Below are 14,983 nucleotides of genomic sequence, written 5' to 3'. Positions count from 1 at the left end.
ATAATCAAGGCGATGTAAGTAATTCACTTGCGTCTACAGGTTTTCTTGTAGACATTGGGAGATACCCCCTCAGCAGGTTAATCTTGCTGTGCATTGTTAGCAAATGTTAACAAAACAGTATCGGTTATTCAATTTGACTAAAGTTAAAAGTGATTAAACATTTTTTTTCCTTGTGGGAGAAGTTGTTGCCAGACAAGGATTTGGCCACGGATACAGGGATGATTCATCTGCATTCTGTGAAGCTCAAAAAAAAGGCAAGGCTTTTCCCCTTGCATCGCCAAAAAAATCCTGGTTGCCAGACAAGGATTTGGCCACGGATACAGGGATGATTCATCTGCATTCTGTGAAGCTTAAAAAAAATTGCAAGGTATTTCCCCTTGCATCGCCAAAAAAATCGTGATACTATTTAATTATTAGATTTAACTTGCCCCTACACATGACTTTTTATTCAACAAAAGAAAAACTTATACTTTGCGTTGATACTTAATCCAAAAATCATTACCACTCAGCAACGCCCAAATCAATACTTTTGATTTTTAAAAGCATGACTTTTAACTTCCGCGTAGCAGCACTAGCTATTTGTAGCAAATATTTATCAATAATGAATTTGACTAAAGTTACAGTACTATACATTAAAGTATTTGACATGAATAGAAGCTAAAACCCTTTTGTATTTCCCTGTTGCCTTGCGCGTAGCACTATAAAAGTAATTAAACACTTTAATTAAAACTTATTAAGTTTAGATATTGTGTTAATAATGTAGAGAATAAAGCCTGAAAAGAATAAATAAATAATCAACACTCAAAATCTAAATCTAAGAAACTTCACTTGTGCCTATTAAATTTATCTCCAACCAAATCAAATAAATCTACTTCAAAAACTCTAAATAAAATATCAAAATTATATATAAAACCCAGATTTATGCACCCTAAAAAAATATATCATTATAATTAAACTTCATCACTAGATTCAGATACAATCTCAACTAGATAATTGTACCAATTAAAGCATTCAGTTTCCAAAGACCAAAACTATCTATCAATGACTTATATATACCAAAGACCAACAATTGATAGACGTTAGATATAAATTAAATATCTCAAACTTTCAACCAAAATAAACTTAAAACGATTTACAGTTTAGATAGAGGGAACAAGCTGAACTCTGCCTGCGTCCATCTCCTCCATTAATAATTCTAAAGCTTCATAATCTACATCAGAAATATAGCCAAGTCGTGTCAGCTCAAAGTTGATTTGATTTTCGATTTCAGGAGTCAACCTGCGAAAATAGAGAGCTTTAGATACAAGTTTGCGAATCATACACTTTGGTTCCATTGCTAATAGAAAAACCCTACATAATTAAATTCTCTGCTAAATGCTTACTCTTGTAGGTGATCCAATCCTAGACAAGAGAGTGATATAAATCATTAGACCTCTCCAGAAAAGAGGGAGTAGGGAGTAGGGAGTAGGGAGTAGAGGGAAAGAATTGATGACACGCCCTACGATAATTAATTTTATTTTTTATTATTGGAGATGTCTATTTGGACATCAATCATAATCTAAAAAGCGTTTCCGTTCCGGAAAGTAGAAGTTGGGGAGTTAAACCCAAGCTTTCAACCATTACATCAGCACTACCTTTTTAGGTTTAAGCGGTAGTTAAGATTAATTAATAAGTTTTTGATGTTATCTTGAAAGATGTGTGTCCAAAAAATACAACTTAGGTACAAATAGTGGCAGTAGCAGTAGAGAACTTACTAACATCAGAAATCTTAAAACCTGCTCGTTACCTTGGTAATGAGTTGGGAGCTTTCCATAAACCTTGGGACAACGCTCAAGTCCACTGGGTACTAACCTATCCAGAAGTTTATGAAGTAGGAGCTTCCAATTTAGGACATATAATTCTTTACAACATATTAAACTCTCAACCAAGACAACTATGCGATCGCGCATATTTACCAGCTCCAGACTTAGCACAAAAATTACGAGCTACAGATACCCCACTATTTGCTGTTGAATCAAGGCGATCGCTCACTGACTTTGATATTCTAGGATTTAGCCTCAGTTATGAATTAGGAGCTACAAATATTTTAGAAATGCTAAGTTTGGCAGGTATTCCCCTAACTTGGCAAGAACGAAAATTAACGTCCCACTCTCCTCAAGCACAACAAACCTATCCTTTAATTTTTGCAGGTGGTCAAACAGCAACTTCAAACCCAGAACCTTATGCAGACTTTTTTGACTTTATTGCTTTAGGAGATGGAGAAGAGTTACTGCCAGAAATAGGACTAATAGTCGAGCAAGGGAAAACTAATGGATTAACTAGAGAAGAATTACTCTTAGATTTAGCCCAAATTCCTGGGGTGTATGTGCCACAATTTTATGAAATGGCTAAAGATGGCTCTGTATTCCCTATTCGTAAGGATGTGCCAGAAAAAATATTGCGCCGAGTGGCCGCTCCCATGCCAGCTTATTCTATAGGTTTAGTTCCTTATGTAGAAACAGTCCATGACCGACTGGTAATAGAAGTACGGCGTGGATGTACCAGAGGATGTCGCTTTTGTCAACCAGGTATGTTGACTCGACCAGCAAGAGATGTAGAACCAAAAGAAATAGTAGATACTATTGAAAAGGGTTTAAGAGTTACTGGACATAATGAGTTTTCTTTACTTTCTCTAAGTTGTTCTGATTATCTAGCATTACCAGCAGTGGGGACTGAAATTAGAAACCGCCTCAAAGATGAAAATATTTCCCTATCTTTACCCAGTCAAAGAGTTGATAGATTTGATGAAAATATTGCCAATATTATTGGTGGTACGAGGCAAAGTAGTCTGACCTTTGCACCAGAAGCAGGCACCCAAAGAATGCGGGACATTATCAATAAGGGATTGACAAATGAAGAACTTTTGCGAGGAGTCAAAACCGCTTATGAACAAGGTTGGGATAAGGTTAAACTCTATTTTATGATTGGTTTACCTGGTGAAACTGATGCGGATGTGTTAGGTATTGCAGAAACAGTTAATTGGTTACAACAAGAGTGCAGAACTAAAGGTCGGAAGAAACTACAGGTGACTCTGACAATTTCCAACTTGACTCCAAAACCTCATACACCTTTTCAGTGGCATTCTGTCTCAGTAGCTGAGTTAGAACGTAAGCAAGAATTACTGAAGGCAGAATTTAGAAGAATGAAAGGTGTCAAGGTAAATTATACCGATGTTCGTATCTCAGCAATGGAAGACTTTCTGGGTAGAGGCGATCGCCGTCTAGCATCTGTAATTCGCCGTGCTTGGGAACGAGGAGCAGGAATGGACTCTTGGTGGGAAAGTTTGGATAGAGCTTTTGCTGCATGGAGTGAAGCTATTGCAGAATCAGACTTGAGTTGGAAATATCGCCAAGTAGAAAATGGTGAATGGAATGTATTTCAGAATACAGAAAATTCTACTGAAATTACTTCCGTTCAAAACTTATCATCTCTACTTGACCAACCTCTACCTTGGGACCATATAGAGACTGGAATTGACAAAAATTGGCTAAAGGAAGATTTGCACAAAGCTTTAGCAGCAATAACTGTTCCGGACTGCTTTTTCGCAACTTGTTCTCATTGTGGTGTATGTGGTCCTGATTTAGGTCATAATATTGTAGTTCCACCTTTGCCTATTCCAGAATTTAATGGTCAATTTGTGCCAAATCAGAATAAGGTACAACGTCTACGAGTTTGGCTAGGGAAGTTGGGAGAAATGGCTTTGGTTAGTCATTTAGACTTAGCTCGACTATTTGCTCGGGCAGTTCGTCGCAGCTCTATACCTATTGCTTTTACAGGAGGATATCATCCAAGTCCACGAATTATTCCGGCTAGTGCTTTATCTTTAGGAACAACTAGCACAGGGGAAATTGTGGATTTTGAGTTGACAGAACCAATGGATGTGGTAGCATTTCAAAATAAATTGGGAGCTGCTTTACCAAAAGATATACCTATATATAAGGTTGAAGAAGTAGAGGTAAAGAGTCCTTCTGTATCTCAGATATTGGAGAAAGCAGAATATATTTTGAAGGTCCGGAAAATAGCTGAATCTTCAGAAAATTTAACAACAGATTTCTACAATCAAACAACACAAGAAAAGCTCAATTGGCAAGAGTGGGTAGAGGCAATTAATAATAGTGAATCAATTCTGTGGGAACAAACCACAAAATCGGGTAAAGTAAAAGTTATTAACTTACGCGATCGCTTATTTGAGTTGGAGTTTATAGAGTATCCAACCACTGATATTTTTTCTTTAGAAACGAAATGGGACGCTAAAATAGATGGCATTCTTCGTTATGTGGGAAGTTATCAGAATGATGGAACTTTACTACGACCACAACATATAATTTATATGTTGGAACAAGTAAGCAAACAGGAATTTGAATTACTGCATATTCACCGGAAAAAGTTGTTTTTGAGGTGATATAAGTAAAATAAGAATCTAATAGATAGATTTTTGTTTTTTTAAGTGTCAGAATTGAAAAAAATTACTCGAAAAAAGAGGAAGAAAGTAAGAAGGTATAAGTTGGAATAAAAATCCTATAAATAAACGAACGGGATTTGAATCAGGAAACCTTTACTCTCTTATCTGTCTACCCCTAAAAAACATTTTGACCTAAGTACAATGGTGTCTATCTAGATCAATAAAAATTTTTCGTAAATTAAAGATATACGATAGAACTTAAATATTAAAAATTGATTAGTTGCGGTCGTATATCCTAACGATAAAATTTAATCTATCTAGTTCTAAAGTGCCTGAGAAATTAAATAATTTAAACTATTTAATAGAAGTGATACAAAAATGAAGATTTGTAAAAAAATTGGATTATTTTGAGTGTGAAGAATTGAAAATACAATAAGATAGAAATTAGTAGAAGTATTCAAATGGGTAAGAGTAAACTGAAGCGTAAACTACTCAACACCAGACCAAGCATTATCAACAACAAAGAAGCAAAGTTCACGCAAGTATTGCAGTGAATATCTAACTAGATTCGGCAAGGGGTCTCCCGTTATAATCTGCTATTTAATAGGAGAGAAATTGCCTGGTAGTAAATTGAACAGGTGTCGATTGCTGCTCAAATATAGCAGTAAAGAGTAATATAAAATTATGATAATTACTCATTGCTACAAAATTAAGCCCACTTGTGAACAGTCAGTCAAAATTGATTATTGGTTAGAACTGTTACGACGGCATTGGAATTATGCTCTAGGTCAACGTTTAGACTGGTTGAATAGAACCAGATGTCAAATTGACCGTTGTTCATTAATTTCATGTCCTATTGGCGAGATTTCTAGTAGACCAGATTATTATTTTCAGCAATTCGCACTTAAACAGACAAAACAGTTATTTCCTGACTACAAGGAAATCTCCATACGAAGTTCAGCAAATTAACTTACAAAGACTAGATAAAGCTTGGAAACGTTTCGGCTAAGAGCCGACATGAAAGGCTAATACCCGATCGATCTGGTAAAGGTGGAGGAAGGCCAAGATTTAAAAAATCAGGGAAATTAAGGTCATTGTGTTTTAGTAGAGTTAATCATCCGCTCATCAGCAATAAAATTTGATGGTAAACAAATAATTATTAGTAGGTTTGGTGCTATTCCAGTAATAGTTCATAGACCAATTCCAGATGGGTTTACGATGAAAACTGCAACTATAACCAAAAAAGCGAGTGCGTAATTCTGGGGAAACCCCAGAATGTAAGACGCACTCAAGACGCTGACGGTTATTATGTGAGTTTGAGTTTAGAAGATAAGTCAGTACCTAGTTTAATTCCTACAGATAATATCAAAACTGCTGTAGGTATTGATGTAGGCTTAAAAGAGTTTTTGACAACTAATACTGGTGAAACTGTTTCTGTCCCTAATTTCTACAGGAAAGCGCAATCTAATTTAGCAAGAAAGCAAAGAAAAGTATCTAGAAAAGAAATTGGGTCAAATAACTGGAAAAAGGCACGTTGATAATTAATAATTAATAATTAACAATTAATAATTATCAGAATTTAATTTAACTAAATAAACGTCTAATAGTTAACAATTAATAATGAATAATTAGTTTCCTTCTTTCATTATTAATTATTCATTGAATACATATTGCTAGACAAAGAGAAGATTGTAACTATAAAACTGCTCATAAATTAGTTAAACAATATGACATGATTGCAGTTGTAGACGCGGAGCGGCGTGCCGAAGGCAAACTTAAATATTTAGAGGTTTAGCAAAAAATACTAAACTATCAAAATCAATTTATGATGTAGGTAAATAATTAACAATGAACAATGAATAATGAATAATGAATGATATCAAATCCGTTGGCTTCGGAGTAGTATAATTCTGTCGATCGTCATACAATCGACAAGGGCAAATGGCCACTCGCCCCGACAATATAGACTCTTATCTTTAAAGATTAAATAACACCGATGCTACCGAATTTGATATAATTCTTTAATAATTAATAATTAATTATTAATTATTAATTATTCAAGGTGTTCATATAATAAAAGTTAACCCTCATCATACATCACAAAATAGCAGTAATTGTGGCCAAAAAGTACCTAAAACTTTATCAGTTAGAATTCATTCTTGTCAGAAATGTGGAACAGTTTTAGATAGAGATGAAAACGCTGCAATTAATATATTAAATAAAGGGTTAAACGACGTGGGTATCATCTTGTCTGCTTGTGGAGGCTATGAGATTAATCAGCCTACGTTCGCGTAGCATTGCGCCAGCAAAGCAAGAAACTTCTTTGTTTGAGAAGCTCCCGTTATAATCTCCGATTTAACGGGAGAGAACTTCACAGGTGACTTACATCTATAGCGCCACATTTTTATTAAGCAATTGAGGGAATTGAATGCCAAAGCAAATAATTATTGCCGAGCAACATAGAATTGCTGCGGTATTTTCTGAAGACCAAATACAAGAACTTGTCGTTGCTACAGGCAGCCATCAAGTTAGTGATATATATCTAGGAGTAGTAGAAAATGTACTACCTGGGATAGATGCAGCATTTGTAAACATTGGAGATCCAGAGCGCAACGGATTTATTCATGTTAGCGATTTAGGGCCATTAAGATTAAAACGGTCTTCCGGTGCAATTACAGAACTACTGACACCCCAACAAAAAGTCCTAGTACAAGTGATGAAAGAACCCACAGGTACAAAAGGACCACGCTTAACAGGCAACATAACTCTACCAGGCCGCTATTTAGTCCTAATGCCTTATGGACGGGGTGTCAACCTATCCCGACGTATTCGTTCTGAAAACGAAAGAAATCGCCTCAGAGCATTAGCGATTTTAATCAAACCAGCAGGTATGGGATTATTAGTCCGTACTGAAGCAGAAGGGATGGAAGAAGAAGCAATTCTAGAAGATTTAGAACTATTGCAGAAACAGTGGGAAACAGTCCAAATGGAGGGCAACTCCAATAGAGCACCTGCACTACTAAATCGTGATAGTGACTTTATTCAACGAGTGCTACGAGATATGTATAACACAGATGTAAATCGGATTGTAGTAGACTCAAGCGAGGCAGTGAAGCGAGTCAAAAAACACCTGCTTAACTGGAGCGGGGGCAAACCACTACAAGTTTTAATTGACTATCATAGCGATCGTATCCCCATTCTAGAATATTTCCGGGTTAATGCAGCCATTCGAGAAGCTCTTAGACCTAGAGTGGACTTGCCCTCTGGTGGTTACATTATTATCCAACCGACTGAAGCACTAACTGTGATAGATGTCAACTCCGGTTCTTTCACACGCTCCGCTACAGCTCGCGAAACAGTACTTTGGACAAATTGTGAAGCAGCTACAGAAATAGCCCGTCAGCTACGCCTGCGTAATATTGCTGGGGTTATTATTGTGGACTTTATTGATATGGACTCACGGCGAGACCAATTGCAAGTTCTTGAACATTTTAATCAAGTTCTCAAAGCTGATAAAGCGAGACCTCAAATAGCCCAGTTATCAGAACTGGGGTTAGTTGAGTTGACTCGTAAACGCCAAGGTCAAAATGTATATGAACTTTTTGGCCGCACTTGTCCTAGCTGTAATGGATTAGGACATTTAGTTCGTTTACCAGGGGAATCAGAAATTCCTGCTGAAGAACTTAATTTGCCTGTAGTTAGTCGTACCCCAGAGGTAGAAGAAACTATCAGACCTGTAACTATTGCTCCTCCAACTTTAGTAACAGCAACTCAGACTCCTACTGGGGAGACTACACAGGGATATCAAGAAGTAGAGTCTACTAATAATTCCTCAGATTTAGAATTGTTAAATCACCCTAGTTATCAAGAATCTAACCGACGGCGACGACGGCGACGAGTAGGAGTCGGTGAAACAATGCAAGATGAATCATTAGAATTGCAAGAAAGAGAAATGGGCACAGAGATGGAATATCCTATGCTTTCAGAAGGATATCCATTGACAACACCCAATAGGCGTCCGGGAAGAGAGATAATTAGACCTATTACCGAACCTCCAGAGATAGTGACAGTAGAAATGACACCTGATGAGCAAGATGTGTATGCTTTGATGGGTATTTCTCCAATAACACTTTTAGAAGAGGGAACAGTTAAAAATCCTAAATCAGTAATTATTTCTATTCAGGAACCTGGGGAGAAAAGCATTAGAGAAACAACAGAAAAAAAAGAAGATGTTGAGCTTGAGTCAGAAGTAGAGTACGAAGAGGAGAATAACGATGAAGATCCAGAATTAGAAGAGGTTGACTCATCAATGTCTTTAGAGGAAGAGGAGCAAATTAATTTTGATAGTGATGAGGAAAATGGTCAGTACGAGGCAGAATTGAGCGATCCAGATGTCGATCTAAGTTCAGATAATGACTCTGATGATTCAGGGCCAGTTCGGCGTCGTCGTCGTCGTTCTTCAGCAGCTACAGAGGAATAAACAGAATTTAGATTTAGCAGGAAACAGTGTTCAACAATTAATAATTAATAATTAATAATTAATAATTATTAATTAGGGTTTGCGCTCAAAAGTCTTATGGGTAAGGGTAGGAGACAACCCACCCCTCGCCCCTCCCCCTCCCAACCCACCCCTAGCCCCTCCCAGGAGGGGAGGGGAAGTCAGGAGAAATGGGAATTTAGAGCAGGTAGGAGCTAAGTTTTGTCCCAAGATTTTTCTGCCCAACTATGCACCTAAAATACGCTCCTTTTTGAGCATAAAGAGCTGAAATAGGCGCACTTTTTAAAGGCAAAAAAAAGGCTAAAGTCTTTATATGTCAATGCTTTTAGATTTAATCAGCAAGCCCTAATTATTACCTCTTCTTGAAAGCGGATAGGATTGACGCAAAAGGGAAAATTTTTTCTCCTTTAAATGAGAGGCTTTAAACCTTAATTATTCGGTAAAAGCTTTTCTCTGTCTCAGGTTAATCGTCAATTTCTGTCAAACACCAACTCGTTCCTTGCTATATCTATGAACCTCAGTTATGTAATACCAATTTTAAAAAAAATGCTACGCTTAAGTGAAATTTCAGTGATTAAGTAATTAACATATAATGAATATTTTTTTGATAATTATTAACCAGTTATTGTTAATTATTCTGATGTTTACCGAGAAATTGTGGTCTAAATCCTCTCCTTTTAAGGGGATAAAAAAAAAGAGAATATTCCATATTTCAAGCCTCCTTATTGCAGAGGTACTGATAACTGATAACTGATAACTGATAACTGAAATGACTTCTCCCCCACTGCCCTAATCCCCTACTCAAGAATAAATGGTATACCCTATTAATATAATTGAACCTCTCACTGCTGGTGTAGATGAAGTGGGACGTGGAGCATTATTTGGACCCGTAGTGGCAGCAGCAGTAATTTTGCCAGAAAAAGTTTTGGATGATTTGGCATCCCCTCTAGCTTCCCTTTATCAGGGGGGAAAAGTAGCAGATAGTAAAAAATTAACAAAAAAGCGTCGTTGTATTTTGGCTAGTCAGATTCAAACTATTGCTTTGGACTGTCAAATTGGTATAGCTTCCGTGCGTGAAATAGACCGTTTAAATATTCTGCAAGCTTCTTTATTGGCTATGAAGCGAGCTGTTCTCAGGTTGAAATATCGGCCAAATTTGGTTTTGGTTGATGGGAATCAGCAAATTCAAGATTTGTCTATACCTCAGAAGGTCATTGTTAAGGGAGATAGTAAGTGTTTGGCGATCGCTGCTGCAAGTATTGTGGCTAAAGTTTGGCGAGATACATTGATTATACGTTTGGCCAAAAAGTATCCTGTTTATGACTTGACAAATAACAAAGGTTATGGTACATCCAAACATAAGCAAGGAATATTAAATTATGGGCTATCGCCTCAACACCGTCTCTCATTTAGTCCCTGTCAGCTTTCCCTATTTACTATATAGAATCTACATTCCGCACTTGCTGAATCTAGTATGAAACTAGGAGTCAGAATTTGGAAGGAAATCATAGTGTTCATTAATGGATAATTGATAATGGATAATTGATAATTACCTCTGGTTAAAACCGCTACTGAATTGAATATAAGGAAATATTATTTCTTCTCTTGGTTGATTGGATATGGTTAGGAACCATCCATTCCTCAACCGCTTTTTTCCCCTTAAAAGGGTCGGCTTCAAGGCGCAAATTATTTAATTATTAATTAGTTAATTATTCTGTAACTTATGAGTAAACAATTAAATAGGGCTTGCTGAATATTTTATTAATAATTTGACAAATGAGAAAGGTCATTTCAGTTATCAGTTATCAGTACCTCTAGCTGAAACAAGAGGCTTGAAATAATAAATAGTCTCTTCTCTCTTGAAAGTCTTGCTACATCTCCTTGAGAGTAGGGAGTAGGGATTCATTAATGGATAATTGATAATGGATAATTGATAATTACCTCGGGTTTTAACCGTTACGGAATTGAATATAAGGAAATATTATTTCTTCTCTTGGTTGATTGGATATGGCGAGGGGACCCGCTCTTATCAGAGCCGCTCCGCTTTATATGTTGCGGAGCAAAACGCCATCCGGAGACCGCTTTTTTCCCCTTAAAAGGGTCGGCTTCAAGGCGCGAATTATTTAATTATTAATTAGTTAATTATTCGGTAAGGATTAGGGTTTAAATACATAAAATATCTTTGTTTAATGCCGATAATCGTTACAAACATTATTGAATTATTATTATTACTTAATAGCTGAAGTCCTATGTGAAGTATAGTATTATTTTTGGGAATTGGTATAAAAAGGGAGGCTTTAGACTGCAATTTTTCGGTAAATGAAAATTATTTATATAGGGCTTACTGATTAAATCTAAAAGCATTGACATATAAAGACTTTAGCCTTTTAGGGTCTGAAATACCTTGGTTTTCAGCTCTTCACGCTCAAAAAGTTAGTATTTTAGGCGCATAGTTGGGCAGAAAAATCATTCTTACAATTCTTACTCCTACCTGCTCTAAATTCCTATTTCTCCTGTGTCCTGTGTCCTGTGTCCTGTCTCCTACCCTCACCTATCAGACTTTTTCAGCAAACCCTATATAGTATGAATACCTAGCCAGCTACGGATTTTTATACTACTTTTAACCCACATTCCTCACATCAATTTATAACATTAAAAGTAGTATATAATTTCTATTATTGGTAAATATTTATACAGTATAAATTACTTCTCAAAAGTCAAATTCTCAGTTAAATTTTAAGCATAAATACTTGCTAAATTATTGACTTCTATTGACCACTATAATTTACTTCTTACTTTTGACTTTTGACTTTTGACTTTTGAATTTTGACTTATATTTTTATGCTACGTTTTGTCGTGCGGAATGTAGGTTTTAATGTTGCAATTTGAAGTGCGGAATGTGGGATAGAAGTTAAATAAAGAGACAATACAAAGAATTATCAACAAGCTGAATATGAAATTAAAAATAATTAATAGAGAAATGAATAAGACTCTTAATGAATAGAAATAATCAGAAAAAATAACTTCAGAAAGTTGTCAAAGCAAAATAATTAATTTCCTGGAATTTAATGAAGTGTAAGGAATTAGCAACAAAGAGAAAATATTATTTAACCAAAAATTAATAAAGCGCGTCTATACTGAAAATTAGTGTTAACAAAAGAATACGATTATGGCTCCTAGTTCTGATGGTTTCTCTTATTTATTAGACAACGACCCTAATAACTTTATTGTACCCGTAAATTTACTGACTCCATATCCAGAAGGTCTACAAGCTCTAGATGGTAATGATACAATAATAGGCTCATCAAATCCTGAACTAATTAATGGTAATAAAGGCAACGACAACATATTGGGTGGGGATGGTTCGGATACTTTACGAGGTGGTAGAGATAATGATTTGATTTATGCGAATCAAGGTAGCGATCGAATTTTGGGAGATTTAGGCAACGACACAATTTATGGAGAAATTGGTAACGATACAATTTTTGGAGGTAAAGAAAACGATCTTTTATTAGGTGAAGATGGTAACGATCTAATTTCTGGAGACTTAGGAAAAGATACATTAATTGGAGGAGTAGGCAATGACACATTTGTGCTACGAGAATATCAAAATAATAATATAGACATGGCAGATATTATTGATGATTTTGACTTTAATTTTGACAGAATAAAAATACCAGAAAACTTAACAGAAAATGACATCTTATTAACAGCAGATTCTTTATCGGGGGATACATTAATTCAGGTTCAGACAAATGGTTTAACTTTAGCAAGAGTTAAAGCAATATCTGACATACAACTTGTTGAAAGTCGCTTAATTTTTGGGGATACTAATACTATAAGTATAAATGAAGCTCCACAAACAGCTAGTTCTGTACAGCCAACCTTTAACAGTACTTTTGGATACGGTTTAGTTGATGCCTCAGCAGCAGTGGCCAGTGCTACTGGAGCTGCCCCTTTTCCAGATGTTCCAGATATTGGCGGAAATCAGTGGGGACTAGATTTAGTCAAAGCACCAGAAGTTTGGAATCAAGGTTTTCAGGGAGAAGGTATTGTAGTAGCTGTTATTGATAGTGGTGTAGATAATACCCATCCTGAATTAACAGGCCAAATATGGAACAATAGCGCTGAGATTCCCAATAATGGCGTTGATGATGATGATAATGGTTATATAGATGATACCTGGGGTTGGGATTTTGTAAATGATGATAATGACCCAAGGGATGAAGAAAGTCATGGAACTCATATCGCTGGTACAATTGCTGCCAAGAGAGATGGAGCAGGAACAACTGGAGTAGCTCCAAGTGCTAAAATTATGTCTCTCCGGGTGCTAGATGATGAAGGGGTGGGTAAGGTTAGCGATGGAATATCAGCTATTCTCTATGCTGTTGATAATGGAGCAGATGTAATTAACTTTAGTTCTGGTGGGAGAAATTTAGTTAGCAGCGAAATTGATGCTATTCGTTATGCTGCTGATAGAGGTGTTGTATTTGTTTCTGCGGCAGGTAATGGTAGTTCAAGCAGTCCTGATTATCCAGCAAGATTAGCTAATGAATATGGAATTGCAGTTGGGTCAGTAGATCGAAATGCCCAATTTTCTTCTTTTTCTAATAAAGCTGGTAGTGAATTGGATTATGTCGTGGCCCCAGGAGGAGATGGTTTTCCTGAAGATGCAGGAGATATTTATGGACCTGTAGCTCCTTCAATAACAGGTAATTTATATAGTTTCTTTGCTGGTACTTCTATGGCAACACCCCATGTTGCAGGTGTCGCAGCTTTAATTAAACAAGCTAATCCTAGTTTATCTGCTGAGGCAATTGAGAATATAATTATTGATACTGCTAATTCTACGACTGTTAGCGTTTGACCGATAAGTCGTTGAACAATTATGTATGGCAGATGTAGAAAATTACATTAGACCTCTGTGGAAAAGAGGGAGTTTCGACTTAGTTAACAATTTGCGCGATTTATCGACATAATACCCTAGTTCTCACAGGCAAGTAGTAACGAGGGTGAAATTTGTATCTTCTGCACTAATCGCTACTTAAGCATTTCTGGCAGTCTATCCATATAGACGTAGACCTTTCCAGAAATCCCGCTCCCTACTAGGAATGGCTTAGTAAGGGTTTGAGGACTTTTTTAGTTATGTTAATTGACAAAGACTTAAATGTAAGTATAGAGTGTAGGGATGCGGTTGGCTTGACCGTGAATGCCTGTGGATGAGTAACCGCCGACGGCCTCAGTAGAAGCAGGAAGTAAACATCAACTTGTCATGTTATATGACGCTTTGTATCAGTTTTATGAAGCAGTTATAGATGCCTAGTAGATACTTCGATATTTTTGAGGTTGACTACTCCCCGGACTGAAGTCACGGGGATTCTAAGTTGATACTACGCAACAGGATAAATCCATGTTGCTTCGTTTTTTCGAGCGCTGACCAAAGATACACTCTCTGGGGACAAGTCAAAGTGCCCCTACACAGTCGGCTTAAGTTTAACCTTAGCTTTCTGCTTACTTTTGCGATTATATTTGCAGCCCCGTTACAGTCTGCATTAATTAACCAATTATTACTACTTCTATACAAACCACGCTTTATTCTTTTCGGTGATGGTTTCCAATCATTGGGTTTTTCACCATAATTAGGTAGATTGTCACCATCTAAAAATGAAGCAATACTTGTATAACTTTCCTCAGTTTCTATGAATATAATCCCATACTCTTCACATAATAGAGCTATTCTTTCTTTGAGTCTAATAGAATTTTTTAAACAATGATTAATTACTATTCTGGCTGCTTTATTGATACCATCATGGATTTGGCGGTTACGCTTTTCTGTAATAGCAGCTAGCCTATTTGACCAAAATCCAGTCGGTCTAAAACTTGCTGACAACAGTACATTGGAAGCGGGCAGACCGAAAAGTTATTGTAGGTAGTAATAGCACAGGACAACTAAAGTTGTCTAGTCTAAAGGATTCGCTTGTTTTCATCCCCCGGTTAAAACACGGGGGCCTTCAACGTCGCTTTTCGGTAAAAATAGCTCTTGG

10 protein-coding genes are annotated in these 14,983 nt (G+C 36.5%); 7 read left to right on the top strand and 3 right to left on the bottom strand.

The features are described 5' to 3' along the window. Positions 1-498: 498 nt before the first annotated feature. Together F6K54_RS01345 and F6K54_RS01340 are read right to left on the bottom strand one after the other, a co-directional pair. A complete protein-coding gene (locus tag F6K54_RS01345) occupies positions 499-648 on the bottom strand; it encodes a hypothetical protein (protein WP_293073387.1) in 150 nt (49 codons plus the stop codon). A gap of 491 nt (positions 649-1,139) precedes the next feature. Beyond that, positions 1,140-1,319 (bottom strand): hypothetical protein, encoded by a 180-nt coding sequence (locus F6K54_RS01340; protein ID WP_293073384.1) that lies wholly within the window; start codon positions 1,317-1,319, stop codon positions 1,140-1,142. A 410-nt stretch (positions 1,320-1,729) separates the two neighbouring features. Here F6K54_RS01340 and F6K54_RS01335 point away from each other — a divergent pair, with 410 nt between their 5' ends. The 7 genes from F6K54_RS01335 (at position 1,730) to F6K54_RS01310 (ending at position 13,806) form a co-directional block, all read left to right on the top strand. After that, complete coding sequence (locus F6K54_RS01335) at positions 1,730-4,441, top strand: TIGR03960 family B12-binding radical SAM protein (protein WP_293073381.1); 2,712 nt, start codon at positions 1,730-1,732, stop codon at positions 4,439-4,441. 684 nt (positions 4,442-5,125) lie between these two features. Then, positions 5,126-5,410: a helix-turn-helix domain-containing protein gene (locus tag F6K54_RS42565; protein ID WP_366558016.1), complete on the top strand. Its 285-nt coding sequence runs from the start codon at positions 5,126-5,128 to the stop codon at positions 5,408-5,410. 347 nt (positions 5,411-5,757) lie between these two features. Further along, the gene (locus F6K54_RS42560; RefSeq protein WP_366558015.1) at positions 5,758-5,979 is read left to right on the top strand and encodes a transposase; all 222 of its coding nucleotides are present in this window, start codon (positions 5,758-5,760) and stop codon (positions 5,977-5,979) included. 514 nt (positions 5,980-6,493) lie between these two features. Then, complete coding sequence (locus tag F6K54_RS01325; RefSeq protein ID WP_366558018.1) at positions 6,494-6,736, top strand: transposase; 243 nt, start codon at positions 6,494-6,496, stop codon at positions 6,734-6,736. 133 nt (positions 6,737-6,869) lie between these two features. Continuing rightward, positions 6,870-8,921, top strand: a complete 2,052-nt coding sequence (locus tag F6K54_RS01320) for an Rne/Rng family ribonuclease (RefSeq protein WP_293073378.1) — start codon at positions 6,870-6,872, stop codon at positions 8,919-8,921. 829 nt (positions 8,922-9,750) lie between these two features. Further along, a complete protein-coding gene (locus F6K54_RS01315) occupies positions 9,751-10,383 on the top strand; it encodes a ribonuclease HII (protein ID WP_293073375.1) in 633 nt (210 codons plus the stop codon). A gap of 1,725 nt (positions 10,384-12,108) precedes the next feature. After that, positions 12,109-13,806 carry a S8 family serine peptidase gene (locus F6K54_RS01310; RefSeq protein WP_293073372.1) on the top strand — a complete coding sequence of 566 codons (1,698 nt, stop codon included), beginning with the start codon at positions 12,109-12,111 and terminating at the stop codon, positions 13,804-13,806. 501 nt (positions 13,807-14,307) lie between these two features. Here the strand turns inward: F6K54_RS01310 and F6K54_RS01305 are convergent. Continuing rightward, positions 14,308-14,829 carry a hypothetical protein gene (locus tag F6K54_RS01305; RefSeq protein WP_293073369.1) on the bottom strand — a complete coding sequence of 174 codons (522 nt, stop codon included), beginning with the start codon at positions 14,827-14,829 and terminating at the stop codon, positions 14,308-14,310. Positions 14,830-14,983 lie beyond the last annotated feature (154 nt).

Source organism: Okeania sp. SIO3B5 (assembly GCF_010692555.1).
Lineage (GTDB): Bacteria > Cyanobacteriota > Cyanobacteriia > Cyanobacteriales > Microcoleaceae > Okeania.
Note: the sequence above shows the minus strand (reverse complement) of the source record. Positions and strands in the feature narration are given on the sequence as shown.